This window comes from Cyclobacterium amurskyense, assembly GCF_001050135.1.
Lineage (GTDB): Bacteria > Bacteroidota > Bacteroidia > Cytophagales > Cyclobacteriaceae > Cyclobacterium > Cyclobacterium amurskyense.
In genome coordinates, this window is sequence record NZ_CP012040.1 from 560,647 (window position 1) to 579,332 (window position 18,686).

At 38.7% G+C, this 18,686-nt stretch carries 16 protein-coding genes; 8 read left to right on the forward strand and 8 right to left on the reverse strand.

What is annotated here, in order from left to right; all coding sequences use genetic code 11:
* Positions 1 to 36: 36 nt before the first annotated feature.
* From CA2015_RS02150 to CA2015_RS02160, 3 genes are all read left to right on the forward strand, one after another.
* Positions 37 to 723 carry a response regulator transcription factor gene (locus tag CA2015_RS02150; protein WP_048640398.1) on the forward strand — a complete coding sequence of 229 codons (687 nt, stop codon included), beginning with the start codon at positions 37 to 39 and terminating at the stop codon, positions 721 to 723.
* Positions 720 to 1,793 (forward strand): sensor histidine kinase, encoded by a 1,074-nt coding sequence (locus CA2015_RS02155; protein ID WP_048640399.1) that lies wholly within the window; start codon positions 720 to 722, stop codon positions 1,791 to 1,793. Before CA2015_RS02150 ends, CA2015_RS02155 begins: the two co-directional genes overlap by 4 nt.
* Positions 1,794 to 1,862: 69 nt before the next feature.
* Positions 1,863 to 2,576 carry an RluA family pseudouridine synthase gene (locus CA2015_RS02160; protein ID WP_048640400.1) on the forward strand — a complete coding sequence of 238 codons (714 nt, stop codon included), beginning with the start codon at positions 1,863 to 1,865 and terminating at the stop codon, positions 2,574 to 2,576.
* A gap of 266 nt (positions 2,577 to 2,842) precedes the next feature.
* Here CA2015_RS02160 and CA2015_RS02165 read toward each other — a convergent pair whose 3' ends face one another.
* From CA2015_RS02165 to CA2015_RS02175, 3 genes are all read right to left on the reverse strand, one after another.
* Positions 2,843 to 3,178: a hypothetical protein gene (locus CA2015_RS02165; RefSeq protein WP_048640401.1), complete on the reverse strand. Its 336-nt coding sequence runs from the start codon at positions 3,176 to 3,178 to the stop codon at positions 2,843 to 2,845.
* Between the two features lie 505 nt (positions 3,179 to 3,683).
* Entirely contained in the window at positions 3,684 to 4,856 is a 1,173-nt protein-coding gene (locus CA2015_RS02170; protein ID WP_048640402.1) for a DUF4221 family protein, read from the reverse strand.
* 596 nt (positions 4,857 to 5,452) lie between these two features.
* Entirely contained in the window at positions 5,453 to 6,625 is a 1,173-nt protein-coding gene (locus tag CA2015_RS02175; protein ID WP_048640403.1) for a DUF4221 family protein, read from the reverse strand.
* 2,154 nt (positions 6,626 to 8,779) lie between these two features.
* Here CA2015_RS02175 and CA2015_RS02180 point away from each other — a divergent pair.
* From CA2015_RS02180 to CA2015_RS02200, 5 genes are all read left to right on the forward strand, one after another.
* Positions 8,780 to 9,160, forward strand: a complete 381-nt coding sequence (locus CA2015_RS02180) for a hypothetical protein (RefSeq protein WP_048640404.1) — start codon at positions 8,780 to 8,782, stop codon at positions 9,158 to 9,160.
* A 245-nt stretch (positions 9,161 to 9,405) separates the two neighbouring features.
* Positions 9,406 to 10,485, forward strand: a complete 1,080-nt coding sequence (locus CA2015_RS02185; RefSeq protein ID WP_240477914.1) for a cytochrome-c peroxidase — start codon at positions 9,406 to 9,408, stop codon at positions 10,483 to 10,485.
* Positions 10,486 to 10,488: 3 nt separating this feature from the next.
* The gene (locus CA2015_RS02190) at positions 10,489 to 11,235 is read left to right on the forward strand and encodes an MbnP family protein (protein ID WP_240477915.1); all 747 of its coding nucleotides are present in this window, start codon (positions 10,489 to 10,491) and stop codon (positions 11,233 to 11,235) included.
* Between the two features lie 23 nt (positions 11,236 to 11,258).
* Positions 11,259 to 12,317: a cytochrome-c peroxidase gene (locus CA2015_RS02195; protein WP_048640406.1), complete on the forward strand. Its 1,059-nt coding sequence runs from the start codon at positions 11,259 to 11,261 to the stop codon at positions 12,315 to 12,317.
* Positions 12,318 to 12,327: 10 nt separating this feature from the next.
* Complete coding sequence (locus CA2015_RS02200) at positions 12,328 to 13,404, forward strand: hypothetical protein (RefSeq protein WP_048640407.1); 1,077 nt, start codon at positions 12,328 to 12,330, stop codon at positions 13,402 to 13,404.
* Positions 13,405 to 13,530: 126 nt separating this feature from the next.
* Here the strand turns inward: CA2015_RS02200 and CA2015_RS02205 are convergent, their stop codons facing one another.
* From CA2015_RS02205 to CA2015_RS02225, 5 genes are all read right to left on the reverse strand, one after another.
* Positions 13,531 to 13,740, reverse strand: coding sequence for a hypothetical protein (locus CA2015_RS02205; protein ID WP_048640408.1), 210 nt, complete (start codon positions 13,738 to 13,740; stop codon positions 13,531 to 13,533).
* Positions 13,741 to 14,399: 659 nt separating this feature from the next.
* Positions 14,400 to 15,512 carry a peroxiredoxin family protein gene (locus CA2015_RS02210; protein ID WP_048640409.1) on the reverse strand — a complete coding sequence of 371 codons (1,113 nt, stop codon included), beginning with the start codon at positions 15,510 to 15,512 and terminating at the stop codon, positions 14,400 to 14,402.
* A gap of 335 nt (positions 15,513 to 15,847) precedes the next feature.
* Entirely contained in the window at positions 15,848 to 17,071 is a 1,224-nt protein-coding gene (locus CA2015_RS02215; RefSeq protein WP_048640410.1) for a hypothetical protein, read from the reverse strand.
* Between the two features lie 2 nt (positions 17,072 to 17,073).
* A complete protein-coding gene (locus CA2015_RS02220) occupies positions 17,074 to 17,898 on the reverse strand; it encodes an anti-sigma factor (RefSeq protein WP_048640411.1) in 825 nt (274 codons plus the stop codon).
* The gene (locus tag CA2015_RS02225) at positions 17,888 to 18,490 is read right to left on the reverse strand and encodes an RNA polymerase sigma factor (protein ID WP_048640412.1); all 603 of its coding nucleotides are present in this window, start codon (positions 18,488 to 18,490) and stop codon (positions 17,888 to 17,890) included. The genes CA2015_RS02220 and CA2015_RS02225 overlap by 11 nt, the downstream gene beginning before the upstream one ends.
* Between the last annotated feature and the right edge of the window lie 196 nt (positions 18,491 to 18,686).

Below are 18,686 nucleotides of genomic sequence, written 5' to 3' on the forward strand. Positions count from 1 at the left end.
TAAATTTAAACGAATTGTTTTTAAGGAATTCAAACAATGGGTAGTAATCAAAAGCAAAGGGTATTGGTCGTAGATGATGAGGAAGACATCATTGAAATCCTAACCTATAACCTGGAAAAAGAAGGCTATGAGGTCAACTCAGCAAGCGACGGTATCAATGCAGTAAAAAAAGCTGCTGTATTCAAACCTGACATCATCCTATTGGATATCATGATGCCCAATCAAGATGGGGTAGAAACTTGCAGACAACTGAGAGAAAACCCTGACTTAAAAAACACCTTTATTATATTCCTAACGGCCAGGTCAGAGGAATACTCAGAAGTAGCTGCATTTGATGTAGGAGCAGATGACTATATCCACAAACCAATTAAACCAAGAGCACTCGTAAGCCGTATTGCGGCTTTGTTTCGGCGTGAAATAAAAAAAGAAGCCGATACAACCAAAATCTCCATTAAAGATTTGGTAATCGATCGAACCAGTTTCACTCTAGTGAAGGATGGCCAATTAATTGTCCTACCCAAGAAAGAATTTGAGCTGTTGCACTTTTTGGCAAAAAACCCCAATACTGTATTTAGTAGGGACGAATTGCTAAAAAATATCTGGGGAACAGACGTTTTTGTTTTAGCCAGAACGGTGGATGTACACATCCGTAAGATTAGAGAAAAAATAGGTGAGGATTATATCTTTACTGTAAAAGGAGTTGGCTATAAATTCAATACATGATCAACACCTCAAAAGGTATTGCTTTTGGGCTTGCCATCTCTATAGCCTTATTATTGGTAGCCTTTTTATCCCTTTTGGAGGCTTCCAATTCTATTATATTATTGGCGGCAGGAACGCTGACTTTTTCCATTGCCTATCTTCTGATTCATCTCAGTCTTGAATACCTGATCTTCAGAGAAATTGGCAATATCTATAACGTACTGGAAAAAATTCAAAAAAAAGACACCAGCTTTAAGGCTACCAACAGAATAAAAGCTTCCCTCCCACCGCTGAAAAGCATCCAAGCCAATATTCATGACTACGCAGCAGCCAAAAATAGAGAAATTGAAACCTTACAAAAGAATGAAACCTTCAGAAGGGAATTTTTTGCTGACATTTCTCATGAACTAAAAACCCCTATTTTTGCAGCTCAGGGTTATATCCACACCTTAATGGACGGGGCAGTAGAAGACCATACCGTTAGGGATAAATTTTTAAAACGAGCAGCCAAAAGCCTTAACAACCTTGAAGACTTGGTGCAGGATTTGATTACCATCAATCAAATTGAAAGTGGGTTTATTCGCTTTCATCCTAGCAATTTTGACCTGAAAGAATCCATTCAGGAAGTCGTAGAACAATTGGAAGGAAAAGCCCTTAAAAGGGACATCCATATAATTTTCAAATATGACAAAGCAACGAGTTACCAAACTTACGCTGACAAGGACAAAATTTTCAGGGTTTTACAAAACCTTGTCTCCAATGCCATCAAATACAATAAAGACAGTGGTACTGTTACCATTCAAATCAACGACCACAAAAACCATTTCACGGTAAAAGTCAAAGACCAGGGCATAGGCATCCACCCGGATGACCTTAAGCGTATATTTGAGCGTTTTTATAGGGTAGAAAAAAGCCGTTCTAGAGAAAAAGGAGGTACAGGACTCGGTTTGGCCATCGTCAAGCATATTTTAGAAGGACACCAGTCCAAGATAGCAGTCAGTTCTACCCCCGGAAAGGGCTCTGTTTTTAGTTTTGAGCTACCTCATGCTACTAAGGTTATGGAGGTGCAGGGAGGCAAATCAAAAAAATAAACCCAAGTGTTTTCAAATAGGCTTTTTTTTATTGGCTAATTTCGGAACTTTGTATCGAAACACAACGGTATGAAAAAGATCGATTTTAAATCATTGGTAGTTAAAGAAACTGATGATTACCTTATAGTCAACAAGCCTCCTTACTTCCCTACGCTAGAAGATAGACATGAGGCGCAAAATATGCTTGCTTTGGCCAGACTGGAATTTACGGACATCCAGGTTTGTCACCGACTGGACAAGGAAACATCAGGTTGTTTGGTTTTTGCCAAAAACCCTGAAGCCTACCGCAACCTTGCGATGCAGTTTGAAGACAGAAAAGTTGAAAAAGTTTACCATGCGGTAGCTGAGGGAATACATGATTTTGATGGTATCCTTGTGGACAGGAACCTTTCTGCCAGCAAAAATGGCATTGCACGGATCGTGGCCAATGGCAAGCCTGCCCAAACCATTTTTAAAACTGTCAAAAGTTACTTCGCCCATACTCTTATTGCCTGTAAACCAATTACCGGCCGTCTGCATCAAATTCGGATTCATCTGGCTTACTTGGGAGCGCCCATTTGTGGGGACGAGCTTTATGGTGGCAAGCCACTGTTCTTATCCAGTCTTAAACGCAAGTTTAACCTGAAAAAAGACACCGATGAGCGTCCCATAATGCAGCGGGTAGCCCTACATGCTTTTGCCATTTCCTTTACAGACCTTTCCGGAGAAAAAATAAGTGCAGAAGCACCTTACCCCAAGGATTTCGCGGTAATGATTAAGCAATTGGAAAAAACCAGTAAATAGTTGTGATTTTGTCAGCATTGTTGCAGAAATGAGCAACAATACCGCCAAAATCAGGATGGCGCTATAATTTTCACACCAAGGGCTGACACCCTTGGCTGAGATATTTCGCCCCTGCAGGGCTGGAAAATAGGGCACTTTTCCGTGAACTGCTCTCATTATATAACTTCAAACCCTGAAGGCCTATTCGTCAGTCAAAATCACTTCAATCCCATTCCTGATTTTTAAAAAGGCCAGACAATTTTAACTCCTCTGGGAGTAGTTTGTAACTACTTCCAATTATCCATTTTAAAAGAAATTGAGGCATTTGCAATGCCGGCTCCACTTTTTAGGGCTGAGGTTTGGTTTTGCATTTTAATATAGGGTTGACACCATGGGCTGATGTATTTTGAATTCAGGTTTGGGTAATTTGATTTGACCTCATGCCCGTTTTTGATATAATATAGACGTTGTGATTTTGTCAGCATTGTTGCAGAAATGAGCAACAATACCGCCAAAATCAGGATGGCGCTATAATTTTCACACCAAGGGCTGACACCCTTGGCTGAGATATTTCGCCCCTGCAGGGCTGGAAAATAGGGCACTTTTCCGTGAACTGCTCTCATTATATAACTTCAAACCCTGAAAGCATATTCGTCGGTAGATATTACTTCGTTAGGGTTGGTGATCTCTAGAAAAGCTGGACAATTTTACCCCGGCGGAACCGATGACCTCGATGGCTTCGACGACTTCGACGGCTTCGACAGGCTCAGCCACCGGAGACAACTCAGTCACCGTAGCCACCGAATATATCACAACCACCGGACACGCCTCAGCCAATATTGCCAATCCCCTCACCGAATATTACATAATTAAGTTAATTCTGAACTTATTATACTCAGCATCCCAGGCCTGGAGGGCCTGAATAATAATAACCGTGGGTGAAAACCCACGGGTCAGAAATCTACCTGAAATACCGCAACCCCGGATGGGGTTGAACAGGGATCCGGGAGTTGTTTTGAACTATTCCCAATTATCCATTTTAAAAGAATTTGAGGCATTTGTAATGCCGGCTTCACAAAAAAGGACGAATAAAATCAAAGGTATTTTAATTATAAATGCTACTTCTTCTCATTCCCCCACCTCAAATTGCACCACCATGTATCTTAAATGATCCTCATCATAATCGGGACTGTTTTCATTGTTAAGGGAGAGGTATAAGCCTTCTTCTCCTACAAATACATTAGAAGAAGCATGAACTTGAAATTTATCAAAGATATGTTCACCTATTATATTCAAATCCTTGTCCAAGACCATCACCCCTGTAAAAGGCCTTGAATTTCTTAGCATCCATAATTTATCTATAGCATACTCTTCATCGTCAGTAAATCCCGGATAAAAAAATCTGTAAAAACAATCTCGGTACTTGTCATAAAGAATTATTCCATATAGATCATTATTTAAAATGTTTAATAATCCCTCTTCGTGTGTGCCTGGAATCTCATTTACATAATAAAAGCTATTGATATGGTCTGACTTAGCTTCCACCTTAATAGTTACTTGTTCCTTCTGCATATCAAACACTTGGATTTCATGGTCGTACCAAGGAGCTATATAGAGTTTGTCCTCTCTTCTTACCCATGAAAAATTAGATAGTTTTTTCCCACTATCCCAATAATCCTTAGCATAATATACATCATACCATTTTGTCTGATCTGAAACCATATCATAACTATAGACCAGAGAGTGTTTTTGGATGTCATCTTTGTTCATCCCGTGATGATTCATAAAGAGAGGTTGCATGCCAAAAACCTTATCTCCATATTGGTGAAGTCCCTTTTGAAAACTCGATCCTACATAAGTAATATCAACCTCACCAGATGGAATGTCCTTTTTAAACTGTATTTCTGCCTTATAATTGAAATAAGCAATGGCATGCGGCCTAAAAGTTGTCCAAACTTTATCGTTTTCCAGCCCTGCAATTCCGGAACGTCTGCTCATACTATTCGGCCCATCGTATTCCAAAATGATTTCATTTGCTACTTTTCCATCTTCCATATTCATAAACTGTAAACTCTTGGAATTAGGATTCAGGTAAAAAAGGTATTGACCTGAATCTGATTCTATCAAGTGAACATAGGGTGGATTAGGTATGGTCAGAACTTCAGGCTTAATTTTTAATTCTTTAACCTTTATTACTTCAAGTAATTTATTCTCTGCTTCTCCCTGACATGAATAAAATAGTAGAAGGAAAATGATAAAAACATTCCTGTTTTCTGATAAATTATTTGTAAAAATTAGCATATAAAGAACTATTCAAAATGTTTTTTTTCTTATCAAAGGTCACCTATAAAGTTTCTCAATACTTAAAGGAAAGAGAACTAAACTTAATCATTTAATAACTAATATCAAAGTTTAAAATTTCTCTCTAAACTTTGATGGATAAATTTATGGCAACGTGTGGAGAAATTCCGGCTTGACCAATACAGGTTAAGGGAAGAAAATAATATATCTTAGAATCCAGGGCTGGGATATGGTTTCACATTTTAATCCAATGACCTAATGCGCGTTTTTGACAAGAAATATACGTTGTGATTTTGTCAGCATTGTTGCAGAAAAAAAGCAACAATACCGCCAAAATCATATCAACTGATAATTTACTAAACCAGTGGCTGAGACCACTGGCTACAAAAATATCACCCCTATCGGGGTTTTAGGTTTCGAACAGGTTATTATGTGACTTAAAAAATCAATGGGTAAGGGTCGCTCCCCCCCCTAGGAGTAATTTAAAACTACTCCCATTTATCCATTTTAAAAGAAATTGAGGCATTTGTAATGCCGGATTCACAAAAAAGGACGAATAAAATCAAAGGTATTTTAATTATAAACAGTTCTTTTGCTCAATCGCCCACATCAAACCGAACCACCATATACCTTAAATGGTCCTCATCATAATCGGGACTGTTTTCATTGTTAAGGGAGAGGTATAAGCCTTCTTCTCCTACAAATACATTAGAAGAAGCATGAACTTGAAATTTATCAAAGACATGTTCACCTATTATATTCAATTCCTTGTCCAAAACCATCACGCCTGTTAAGGGCCTTGAATTTCTTAGCATCCACAGTTTATCTATTGGATATTCTTCATCGTCAGTATATCCTGGATAAAAAAACCGATAAAAACAATCCCTATACTTGTCGTAAAGAACTATCCCATAAATATCATGACTTAACCTATTGATTAATGCTTCTTCGTGCGTCCTTGGAAGCTCATTTACATAATGTAAGCTATTGATATGGTCTGACTTAACTTTAACCTTATTAGTCACCTTTTCTTGCTCCATGTCAAATACCTGAATTTCATGGTCATACCATGGGGATATATAAAGTTTGTCCTCTCTTCTTACCCATGAAAAATCAGATAGTTTTTTCCCACTATCCCAATAATCCTTAGCATAATATACATCATACCACTTGGTCTGATCTGAAACCATATCATAACTATAGACCAGAGAATGTTTTTGGATGTCTTCTTTATTCATCCCATGATGATTCATGAAAAGCGGTTGCATACCAAAAACCTTATCCCCGTAGCGGTGAAGTTCCTTGTGAAAGTTCGATCTTATAGAAGTAATATCAACCTCACCAGAAGGTATTTTCTTTTTAAACAGTATTTCGCCCTTATAATTGAAATATCCTATTGCATGCGGCCTAAACGTTGCCCAAACCTTATCCTTCTCCAGACCTGCAATTCCGGAACGTCTGCTCATATTATTTGGCCCATCGTCTTCAAAAACGATCTCATTGACCACTTTTCCATCTTCCATATTCATAAATTGCAAACTCTTTGAAGTAGGATTCAAGTAAAAAAGGTATTGCCCTGAATCTGATTCAATCAAATGAACATAAGCAGGGTTAGGGAAGGTCAGAACTTCAGGCGTAACTTTTAATTCTTTAACCTTTACTATTTCCAGCAATTTATTGTCTGCTTCTCCCTGACATGAACAAAATAGTAAAAGGAAAATGATAAAAACATTCCTGTTTTCTGATAAATTATTTGTAAAAATTAGCATATAAAGAACTATTCAAAATGTTTTTTTCTTATCAAAGGTCACCTATAAAGTTTCTCAACACTTAAAAAAGGAAAGAGAACTAAACTTAATCATTTAATAACTAATATAAAAGTTTAAAATTTCTCTCTAAACTTTGATGGATAAATTTATGGCAACGTGTGGAGAAATTCCGGCTTGAACAATACAGGTTAAGGGAAGAAAATAATATATCTTAGAATCCAGGGCTGGGATATGGTTTCACATTTTAACCCAATGACCTAATGCGCGTTTTTGACAAGAAATATACGTTGTGATTTTGTCAGCATTGTTGCAGAAAAAAAGCAACAATACCGCCAAAATCATATTAACGGATAATTTCACTAAACCAGTGGCTGACGCCACTGGCTACAATAATATCACCCCTATCGGGGTTTAGATTACGAACAATTTATTATGTGACTTAAAAAATCATTGGGAAGGGTCGCTTTTCCCTAAGCTGCTCCTCTGGGAGTAGTTTAGAACTACTCCCTACCATCCATTTGAAAAGATTACGAGGCATTTGCAATGCCGGTTACACCTTTCAAGGCTGGGATTTGGTTTGCCCTAATGCGCGTTTTTGATAGAAATAGACGTCGTGATTTTGTCAGCATTGTTGCAGAAAAAAGCAACAATACCGCCAAAATCATGATGGCGCTATAATTTCCTCACCAAGGGCTGACACCCTTGGCTGATATATTTCGCCCTTCCAGGGCTGGAAAACAGGGCACTTTTCTGTGAACTGCTCTCATTACAAAACTTCATACCCTGAAAGCTTAATCATAAGCCAATATTACTTCTTCAATATTAGCGATTCTAAAAGCGATCGGAAATTCACATACGGATCCGACGACTTCGATGGCTTCGACAGGCTGGCTTCGACAGGCTCAGCCACCGGAGTCAAAGTAGATATCGTAGTCACCGCAGGTACTGAATACACCAGATCTATACGAACCGCATATTAGTAAATAATAATTCTTAAAAAGTAGTCTTCCCGTCACTTGGTGCGGCATCAGACAGGCCTGGAGGGCCTGAATAATAATAGCCGTGGGTGGCAACCCACGGGTCAGAAACCTACCTGAATTTCCACAACCCCGGATGGGGTTGAACAGGAACTATACTTTGCCCCCCCTGCAGGGCTGAAAAACAGGACACATTTCCGTGAACTGCTCTCATTACAAAACTTCATACTCCTCTGGGAGTAGTTTAGAACTACTCCCTACTTTTCATTTGAAAAGATTACGAGGCATTTGTAATGCCGGTTACACCTTTCAAGGCTGAGATTTGATTTGGCATTTTAACATAGGGGTCCCACCCTGTGTTTAGGGATTTCGCCATTTTAGAAATAGTTGTGATTTTGTCAGCATTGTTGCAGAAAAAAAGCAACAATACCGCCAAAATCATATTAACGGATAATTTCACTAAACCAGTGGCTGACGCCACTGGCTACAAAAATATCACCCCTATCGGGGTTTTAGGTTTCGAACAGATTATTACGTGACTTAAAAAATAATTGGGCAAGGTCGCTTTACCATAAACCACTCTCATTACAAAACTTCACACCCTGAAAGCTTATTCGTTATTAAATAATACTTCGTCAACATTGGTGATTTCTAGAAAAGCTGGGCAGTTTTAAACCCGACGGATTCAGCGACTTCGACAGGTTGGCTTCGACAGGCTGGCTTCGACAGGCTCAGCCACCGGAGACAACTCAGTCACCGTAGCCACCGAATATATCACAACCACCAGACACGCCTCAGCCAATATTGCCAATCCCCTCACCGAATATTACATAATCAAGTTAATTCTGAACTTATTATATTCATCATCCCAGACCTTGAGGGCCTGAATAATAATAGCCGTGGGCGGCAACCCGGGTTGGAAATCTACCTGAAACACCACAACCCCGGACGGGGTTGAACAGGAACTATACTTTGACCCTAAACGCTTAAAATAACCTGATAAATCAACTCTTCCACTTCACCTCATTGAACCCTATCACACGGATTACTGTTACTTTTAATAAACTAATACAAATTTAAGGGCTGAGATTATGATCAAAATCATAAGATCATGCAGTGATTTTAGTTTTGCAAACAAAGTGCATTTAAATAAATAAATCCTTACTTTTGCATTCAAATGGCGAAAGCATTAATTCACATATCGCTCTCCTTGATGATCTTGCTCAACGGCTTGGTTTTTTCTGTCATACAGATGGACTTCACCATCAACCGCGCTTATATCATTGAGAACTTTTGTGTGAATAAAGACAAACCCATGCTGCATTGCGATGGGCAATGTTTCCTGGCAGAGAAATTAAAAAAGGCCCAGGACCAAAAAGAAAACCAAGCAGGAGGCATAGAATTTAATAGAGACTTTGGCATTTTCATTTTGCAAGAAGCCTCTATTTCATTGACTACCCTTCCATCCACCAGCCTAAATCACGGAACTTCCTATCAGGAAGCCAACAGGGTTTCCCAACTCGTAGATATTTTTCACCCACCCAAAGCAATTGCCTAATTCTCTTTGACAGTGGGCCATTTAATCTGAAAAACGAGTTAATATAGCTATTGTCTTTTTGGTTAAAAGTCTTGATAAACAGAAGGCATACAACTTGGTGGCTTTAACACCAAAATTGCAATCAAACTCGCTTTTTTAACGTTTATTTAGGGCAACCTGTCACATTTTCTATTATTCTACATTGGCTGGTAAAGGTTATGTCACGATACCCAATTACTTATTCTATTGGGATAATCATGGTTTGTATGTCAATTTGGGCATGTAAGGAAGAATTGGTTGAAGAACCCCTTCCCAAAAACACCGAAATTGAATTACAACATCCTGATTATTTCCCTAACAATATTGCTTCCCCAAGCGACAATCCCCTCACAGAGAAAGGTGTAGCGCTAGGCCGCATGCTTTTCTATGAAAAACAACTGTCTCTTGACGGATCCATTTCATGTGCTTCCTGTCATCAACAGTCCAAGGCTTTCACGGATGGGGAGCAGTTTAGCACCGGTGTAAATGGCACCATTGGTGTAAAGAACGCCATGTCATTGGCCAATTTACATTGGACCTCCAGGTTCTTTTGGGACGGACGCGCAGAAAGCCTGGAAGATCAAGCCCTTCAGCCAATTTCGGATCCTACTGAAATGAACTTACCCATAGAGGAAGCGGTAGAAAGGCTACAAAATGATCCGGACTACCCTGCACGCTTTGAAGCAGTCTTTGGAACAGACCAAATAAGTGCTGACCTAGTCAGCAAGGCCATTGCCCAATTTATGCGGACGCTTGTCTCCGGCAACTCAAGGTTCGATCAATGGATCAAAGAAGAGATTGTCCTTACCGATATCGAGCAGTTGGGAATGGAGCTTTTCTTTACCCATCCGGAAGCATCTATAGCCTTGCGGGGTGGCAACTGCGGTGACTGTCACCTAGGGTTTTTGACTTCAGGGGACAGAAACGATTTATTGGGTTTTCATAACAACGGGTTGGATTCGGATGAAAATTTAGATTCGGGCTTAGAGGCGGTCACGGGAAAATCGGAAGACAAGGGGAAATTCAAAGCGCCAACGCTACGGAATATCGCACTAACCGCACCCTATATGCATGATGGTAGGTTTAACACTTTGGAAGAAGTACTGGACCATTACAATGAGCATGTAGAAAGCAATGCGACTTTGGACATCCTTATCCTGGAAGCCAGCAATGAAATCATTACACCGGGAGAGCCGGTAAAGCTCCACCTTACTAGCCAAGAAAAAGAGGCCATTATCGCCTTTTTATACACATTAACAGACGAGACATTCATAACCGATCCGGCATTTTCGGATCCTTTTAATTAAAATATGATGAAAAATTTAGCTATTATACTATTAGTCGTTTTAGGTTTCACTTCTTGCAAAGATGATAAGGAAGAAATGCCTGCAGAAATCCAGGTGAATTTCGAATTTTCCCATTTTATAAATGGAGAAGAATTGGAATTAGATGGAAAAGCTTACACCCTACCTTCAGGAGAAAGCTTTATCCCAAGTAAATTCAAATACTATATCTCCAATATCACTTTTGAAAACAGCCAAACTGGCAACTCCTACACTGTTGCAGATGGCTATTACCTAATTGATGAAGCGGGAAAAAAGGAAATCTCATTGGAAGTACCTACGGCTAACTACGACAAATTATCCTACTATGTGGGTATTGACAAGGCAAGAAACCTATCTACAGATCAGGTAGGTGACCTTGACCCTAACAATGACATGGTTTGGAGCTGGAAAACTGGTTACAAGTTTTTGGTATTAGAAGGAGAATGGGAATATCAGACTGCTGACAGAAGAGGGCTTGTAGTGCATATTGGCAACAATGACCCGGAGTCTGAGATTAATTTCAAAGAATTCTCCTTTGACCTAAGCTCTGAAGGCTTGTCTTTGGGCAATCAGGCCATGGTTGATCTTGATATTGAGGCCGAAATAAGTAGCCTCTTTACAGGCGACAGTGATCTTGTTGTTCATGAGCTTGAAAGTACAAGTATTATGGGAGGACCATTGGCCATTACTGTAGCCAACAATTACCAGAAGAATCTTTTCTCTATCAAATAAACCATTGTCATCCCTTCCTATAAATGGATTGCTACAAAATCAGTTTGTCTTTTATTTTGCTAGCAGCAGGTTTTTTAAACGCCTGCTTGCCTGTAAATGAAGACATGGGAAATAAAGCACCGGAATATTTTGTTCCGGTGCCCTCTTCCAGTCTTCAGCAGGAGGACTTTCCCCAACCGGAAAGAAATTACCTCAGCAAAGAAGGGGTTGAACTGGGCAAGACATTGTTTTTTGACCCGGGACTGTCTGCCAATGGAAAAGTTTCATGTGCAGGATGTCACCTTCCTGAAAAGGCTTTCAGCGATGGACTGGCATTGACCAATATTGGGGTCTCAGGATTGGCCTTGCATAGGAATTCTCCTGCCTTATTTAACCTGGCTTGGCATGATGGACTCTTTTGGGAAGGTGGAGCAAATGATCTGGAATCCATGGTTTTTGGTCCCCTCACACATCCTGACGAAATGGCAGCGGACTTAAATAAAGTACTTCAGTACCTCAATAGTCATGAAACATATCCTCAACAATTTCAGGAAGCATTCCCCACAGACAGCATTACGAGCGCAGCCGTCGCCAGATCCCTTGCCCAATTTATGCGGACACTTATATCCGATGACAGCAAATATGACCAATGGAAAAGGGAAGAAGCCAGCCTCACATCAGAAGAATTGAAGGGCTATGAAGTATACAAAGAACATTGCAGTAGCTGCCACAAGGAAGGCTTGTTTACTGATTTAAGCTACCATAACAATGGACTAGACAGCAGCTATCCTGACCCACCGGAATTGGAAGGGCTGTATCAGGGCAGGTACAGGATCACCTACAAAGACGAGGACATGGGTGCTTATAAAACTGCTTCTCTGAGAAACCTTTCCTTCACAGCTCCCTACATGCATGATGGCAGGTTTACTAATTTGGAGGAGGTTTTGGATCACTATGAAAGCGGCATTAAGACCAATGGGACTTTGGCACCACAACTTGAAAATGGCATTGTATTAAATGCAGCTGAAAGAACACAATTACTGGCTTTCATTAACAGCCTAAACGATTATAATTTTATTACAAATCCAGCCTACCAAAAATAGGTTTAAAACTATGAAAAGACTCACTATTTTAGCGATCACCCTGTTGATATTGTCCTTTTTACCCAAAGAGTCCAAAGCATGTGATAGCTGTAACTTTTTCGAATACAGCCTCTTGCAAAACAGAAGCTATTTTGGACTTTTTTACAGGCATCGTAATTTTAGCGGTTACAATCAATATGGCAATACCTCTCCCCAAGTCACCACTGCTGGTTTGTCAAATGCTGTTTTTGAAAACAGCGCTACTAATAGCTATACGCCCAATGCAAGGATGTTATCCACTACTATCCCTGATCATGTGGTTATGCACGAACCGGAAGGTACAGGGCTCTATGTCAACAAAACAAAAATGGATTGGGAAACTTATGAAACGGTGGAACTTAGAGGAAACTTCATGTTAAAAAACAACTGGAACTTCGCCTTTCTCCTACCCTATGAGTCCAACCTGGTCTACTATGAAAAATTGCTAGACCTACCCAATCCCGTTCAGGACACCACCATAAGCGTAAAAGGTTGGGGAGACTTGACTTTAGCTGCTGATTATATCCATTACATCTACAACTCCAAGGCAAGGCATACATTTCGACCAGGAATAGCTATCACCGCCCCAACCGGACAATCAAGGAGAGTCTCTGATAGCGAGCAACTTTTCGACCCAATTATTCAGCCAGGCACAGGATCTTGGAGTTTGATTGGAAGAATGAACTATCAGTTATTCTATACCAAGACAGGAGCCAACCTTTCATTCAGCTATAAAACAGCCACTGAAGGGAGTCAAGAGTACCAATTTGGAAACAGTTTCAATGGATCTGCTGTGGGCTTTCATCAATTCACCTTTCAAAACAATTGGATTTTGGTCCCCAACTTTGGTGGATATTTTGAACATTCAGCGAATGATACTTGGGAGGGTGAAAAACAAGCCCTTACAGGCGGTGATGTGGTATTTGCACAGACCGGAACAGACCTGAACATAAAAGATTGGACTTTAAGTTTTGTCTGGCAGACTCCTTTGTCACAAAACCTAAATGGAAACCAAATATTACACCGAGACCGGTTGAGTATTGGTATTATTAAATCCTTTAAGTTGTAGTAAAGAAAAAAAAATTAAAAAAATAAAGAAAAAAATCAGGTGCTATATAAGTTTCAAAAAATCCTACAAAAAATTTTAAATGATTCCAGCATGAAATAAATCATGCTGGAACAGTTCATCAAAAAATCAACTCAACACTTTCTTCTCAGTTTTCAAACCGTTATAAAACAAATAACCAAAACCCAACTGAGGTACAACAACCATTAATACATGAAGTAAAGTAACTCCTCCACTAAGAGAAATATTTAAATTCAAAAGATTGGCAACAGCCAGTATCACTAAAAGGGATACAAGAGCAAAAAGATGGGCCATCAATAATTTTTTTTGACTTTTCATAATCTTAAAATTTACTATAATTAGAGCTATTAAAAATGGTCAGTGCAGTTATTTACACTTGACTACATGACAAACTTGAGACATTTAATCCGCAAAAACAAATTGCAAAACTTCGTTCAACACCTATGAAAATCAATGTTTTACGATTTACACCATTACAAAAAACCTTAATTGCAAATCGTTTTACTTAAATTGCATTTCACCTCAAAAAAACTTTTTAAAAAAAAATGATTTATTTTTATATAGTGTTCAATGAATAGGTTGAAAATGCGAAAATCAATTGATTTTGCTGAATTAAACCTAAAACGACATAGCCTATAACAATACCATAAGTCATTCCCTTTGTATGAAGCTGAATTGAAATCGATACATGTCTCGGAGACATGCAATAGCCCTTCTATTACACGATGGAATCGCTACGGACCCTATTGCTTAAACCCGAAATATGCAATAGACAATCTATTACCTGCTGAAATCGCTTTAAAATACCCAATCGTTGCTGTTTTCAATTTCACCATAGCGGTGCTATGCTAAAATCTCCACACAGCCCGATTTTCTTGCGATTGCATCACTTCTCGTAAACACGGGAAATCCTATTACATAATCCGGGTTAAACCGAATTAAAATGGGTGACTTTTATTTCCTTGAATACGGTCTAACTATAATTGACCATTATTCAATTGGTCCAGAAACACTTTATCATATCCAAGTATGGTTTTCTCAATTAGCCCCTCTTCATTGATAAGAATGAAAGTAGGGTAAGCTGATACGCCATACATTTCCGCAATTTTCTTTGCCCCTGCAATTACGGGGAAAGGGACAAGAAATTTTTCAACGTAATCGATTACCTTATTTCTGGAATCAAGTGGATTTATGTACAAGGCCAAAACATTATCTGGCAATTGATAATCCTTTTGGTTAAAATGATGGAGGGCTTGAAGGCAATACCCGCAGTTTATTACTGAAAAATTCAGTAGTACTTTTTTACCCTTGAACTCTTCTAAATCAACGGTATTATTTTGCAAATCATCGGCTATAAAATTAGGGGCAACCTGACCAAGGGCCAGCATCTTCTCTTCATACTCACTCCCATAAGCGACAGACTTGTAACCCTCTGGATAATCATAAGTAAGAGACACACTTGATTTTTCAGCATTAAAGTCAGAATATTCATACACTATTGTTTGATTGAGATCCCCTTTAAAAAAGTTTCTGCGTTCAAACCTTTCTAGTTGCTTCGCTTTCCTATTAATGAAAATGTGCAGCTCTGTATAAATTGTGTTACCGTTTACAATAGTATCACTTTCAACTCTAAAAAAATCCCCATACGATTCCCCACCAATAAGGGTGTCTTTATCGAATTTCCAATCCGATTGATTTAGTAAGGCTATTGGTGAATAATTGATGTATGAGTTATCATTTAATCGGCGTTTTATTTCCTCCTGTTTTTCTGAAGGATAAAAAATTACTTCCTTTTGGGCATGGTTTACTATCCTATATTCCCCATTAGCATATATTTCATCTCCTCTTTCTGATTTTATTAAAAAATCATAGCCTATTGCACTGGAATCAGCATTACTAAATACAAGCGAAGCATTTAAGGTATCGTATGTTCCCATAGGGTTAGGGTAATACGCTTTTTGAAAATAGCTAAAGTGCTTTTGATCAGACAATTTCATTTTTATTTGGTTTAAGCTCTTTTGAGGATTGTCGGAACAAGAGTTGGCGATAAACAAAAAGAGGGACAAGGTGACGTATTTTAATATCTTCATTTGTGTATTAATTTAGAATAAGAAAATTGGTTTTTGCTTCACACTATAGACATTCAATCGCTCACCACAATTACCTAATCTTAGCTTCAAAGCCATATAGTTCTATCAATTAACAAGTACCGTTAACTCTGAACATATATTAAACTTAGATTTTGCAGACGGATTTGTAATGATAAGAGGGGCAATCATTAGGAAGTCTAGCCTTCCTGAGACTGGCCATATCACGGTTATGGTGAACATAACTAACCGTCAAGTAGCGTTGAAAATAGCAAGGATGGACTGATTTAGAGGTGATGCTATCTGCTTTTAGGATATATATTGGCTATTTCATCAAGTTAAATAAATTCTAAAACTACTTTTTGCATGATTTGCTTTAAGTTCATTTCACCTTTGCCAAAGGCCAACAAATCTTTTGCTTTGGCTGAAATCTCAACAGTCCCTGGCATTTGGCAAGTATTACAACTGGGCATGGTTAACTGCAACAGCACTCGCTCATTTGGAGCAATGCTCTTGATCGTTTTTCCATAGGTGGTAAACTGCTTGGTAATTTCATTCAAAAATTCCGGATAAAGGCCAACGACCTTGTCATCTCTTTCTTTTTCGGTTATATTTTTAAGATTCAAAGTAGGGAAATCATAAAACCCCTTATTTTTCCTTATCGAAGAAAATAGATTAATGGAATAAATTACTCCAAAACCTGGGAGAATCTGAACGGATGGTTTTTGTTGGATATAGTAGTTTGCTGACAAATCTATCTGATACAATCGCTCAAGAATTGAAGCGAAAACCAGTAAATCTTGTGCGATTTTAGTGGTACCCAAACTTGAAAATTGAATGCGGGTTATGGCCTCTTCCCTATTTATTTTTCCAGTTGAAAAATCAGTTAAATCGGATTTAGTAATAGCTGCACTAACATTATTATCAACCTTATGGGTGTCATTTATATTGAATGCCAATCCAGAATCTTTGTTTTCAATCAATACAACCAACAACTTATCATCTGGAGCCATCTGAGATATCAGTGGGCCATAATCCAGCAAATAGGTTATTAAGTTTTCTTTATCTATATCATTACGATCTGATTTAAAACCCTGGATGCTTTTCGTTAAGGTCGACGTTTTCCCCAAACCAATATTGGATTCAAATGTTTGATCTCCAATGAAACTTTGCATGTTGACCGCTCCCTTTGTTGGTACTGTAGTACTGTCTGAAAAAGGCTTGCTATTATATAAATGAAACCCATTAAAAACTTGGTCTCTAATGTCAATAGCTATCATTACCCCAAAACCTTTGATATACTGGGAGCGCATTTTATTAGACTTACCAGAATGTAATCTAAGGTTGTTTTGTGGTATTGGCTGGTCCATATCCAAAACCATCACTTCTCCATTTGACACTATTGATAAGGCCTGTGACTTCGCTTGGGGAGTAATCAAACCTTCAAGAATGGTTTCCGCTACCTCGATATCTTTTTTCATCAAGATATGATCAATGTCTTGAGCCTCAACTCCTTGTATAAAAAGAATTAGCAACAGCAATAACATAAAGTAAGTTCTCATATTTATTCATGTTTAAGGTTCCCATTAAGGTAATAATGGTCAGATAAGAATTCATTTGATTCGGACAGTAGCATTTCTTTATCTGCCTCTATTCCTGCCAGCACCATCTGAAGGTACAAGATGTCGTTTTCCCGCATACCCTGCATCTCAGCCATCATGACTTTTAAGATTTCATTGGTACGAAAAAGCTGTTGCTCTCCAATTTCATCTACTAGTTTTCTGTAGTGATCCTCGTTAATGGTTTGCCCGTTTTCTATAACTTCCTTCAATTTATTAGACACCTTTTTTTCCAATTGGTCAAATTCCTTCCTAACCAATGATTGTGGAACCAGGTACCCTTCTGAAAGCTGATCTAGAATCTTTAATGAGGCCAGGCTTTCCTGATCAAGAAGTTTTTCTATATTATGTATCCTCGCTTCCAAGCCTGTTGAAGCACCATTCTCACCTTGGTTAATTAAAGCATCTGATTCCATTAGTTTTTCTCCATTACCAAAAGTTATAAGTAGACCGTTTGAATTTGAATAAACACTTAATCCAGTCATCTTGGCAGTGAAAATCAATAATCCGACAATTACCCCCAAGACGGCAACCAGCCTTACAACTGGCTTGGACCAAAGGGAAGCAGTTGGTGCTGGTAGTAATAAGGGAGGGGGTACAGGAATATCTTCTAAATTGTTCAAATAGCCACGGATACGCATAAAGTCCTTGTGGTCTTTATTCAATTCCTGATTTTCCGCCAACTCCCCGGCTACCTCTTTCTTTTCGTCTGAGGACAATTCCCCATAGAGGTAAGCCATTAATCTATCTTTATTAGTGCTATTCTCCATAACCAAAGCTATTTTGATTGATGTTCATTTTGTTTAAATACTTTCTTAGGTGTTTGAATGCATAATACAGCCTGGATTTGACTGTATTTTCTGATTCGCCCAAAATTTCTGCTATTTCTCTAAATTTCAATCCCTCAAATTCTTTCATAATCAAGACACTTCGTTGTTCTTCTGGCAACTCCATTACCCCCTTCTCCAGGCATAATCTAAGTTCCTGGTCCATCATTAATGACTCAGGATCACCCGAAGGTGAAATGTAATCTGCACGAAAATCCCCCTTCGCTTCAGAGGAAGAATTTATACTTTCATATCTACGATTTGTTGTCTTTCGCCTTTCCCCAAGACAATGGTTGTGTAAGATGGTATACAACCAAGTTTGAAATTTGGCAGCATCTTTTAATGCAGGCAATTTGAGCCACACAGTTATGAAAGTTTGCTGACTCACTTCCATCGCTGCATCATAATCACCTAGAATCCTTAAGGAATAATTAAACACTCTCTTGTACCAACTCTTCACCAGTAACCCCTGGGCAATGGGATCTCCTTTTTGAGCCCTTTGGATAATCTGGTCGTCTGGATTTATTTTATTCATAGGGAAATCTACTAGGATAAATGGTCTAATGCTAAGATGCTTTCAATGTCAATTTAGTTTTACTAACCGACATTTTTTTTCATTATTTTTTTTCTTAGCAAAACAATGCCCCCCATTTCCCACATAAATCCCATCCAAGGTTCCAATTTTTTCCTTACCTGGTTTCTTTCCCAATAATTGATGCTATTTTTGTTCT

Coding starts and splice junctions, on each gene's coding strand:
- CA2015_RS02180 (WP_048640404.1), top strand. CDS start 8,780: ATGGCGAAAGCATTAATTCACATATCGCTCTCCTTGATGATCTTGCTC.
- CA2015_RS02195 (WP_048640406.1), top strand. CDS start 11,259: ATGGATTGCTACAAAATCAGTTTGTCTTTTATTTTGCTAGCAGCAGGT.
- CA2015_RS02170 (WP_048640402.1), bottom strand. CDS start 4,856: ATGCTAATTTTTACAAATAATTTATCAGAAAACAGGAATGTTTTTATC.
- CA2015_RS02175 (WP_048640403.1), bottom strand. CDS start 6,625: ATGCTAATTTTTACAAATAATTTATCAGAAAACAGGAATGTTTTTATC.
- CA2015_RS02205 (WP_048640408.1), bottom strand. CDS start 13,740: ATGAAAAGTCAAAAAAAATTATTGATGGCCCATCTTTTTGCTCTTGTA.
- CA2015_RS02160 (WP_048640400.1), top strand. CDS start 1,863: ATGAAAAAGATCGATTTTAAATCATTGGTAGTTAAAGAAACTGATGAT.
- CA2015_RS02215 (WP_048640410.1), bottom strand. CDS start 17,071: ATGAGAACTTACTTTATGTTATTGCTGTTGCTAATTCTTTTTATACAA.
- CA2015_RS02155 (WP_048640399.1), top strand. CDS start 720: ATGATCAACACCTCAAAAGGTATTGCTTTTGGGCTTGCCATCTCTATA.
- CA2015_RS02165 (WP_048640401.1), bottom strand. CDS start 3,178: ATGAGAGCAGTTCACGGAAAAGTGCCCTATTTTCCAGCCCTGCAGGGG.
- CA2015_RS02150 (WP_048640398.1), top strand. CDS start 37: ATGGGTAGTAATCAAAAGCAAAGGGTATTGGTCGTAGATGATGAGGAA.
- CA2015_RS02225 (WP_048640412.1), bottom strand. CDS start 18,490: ATGAATAAAATAAATCCAGACGACCAGATTATCCAAAGGGCTCAAAAA.
- CA2015_RS02220 (WP_048640411.1), bottom strand. CDS start 17,898: ATGGAGAATAGCACTAATAAAGATAGATTAATGGCTTACCTCTATGGG.
- CA2015_RS02185 (WP_240477914.1), top strand. CDS start 9,406: ATGTCAATTTGGGCATGTAAGGAAGAATTGGTTGAAGAACCCCTTCCC.
- CA2015_RS02210 (WP_048640409.1), bottom strand. CDS start 15,512: ATGAAGATATTAAAATACGTCACCTTGTCCCTCTTTTTGTTTATCGCC.
- CA2015_RS02200 (WP_048640407.1), top strand. CDS start 12,328: ATGAAAAGACTCACTATTTTAGCGATCACCCTGTTGATATTGTCCTTT.
- CA2015_RS02190 (WP_240477915.1), top strand. CDS start 10,489: ATGATGAAAAATTTAGCTATTATACTATTAGTCGTTTTAGGTTTCACT.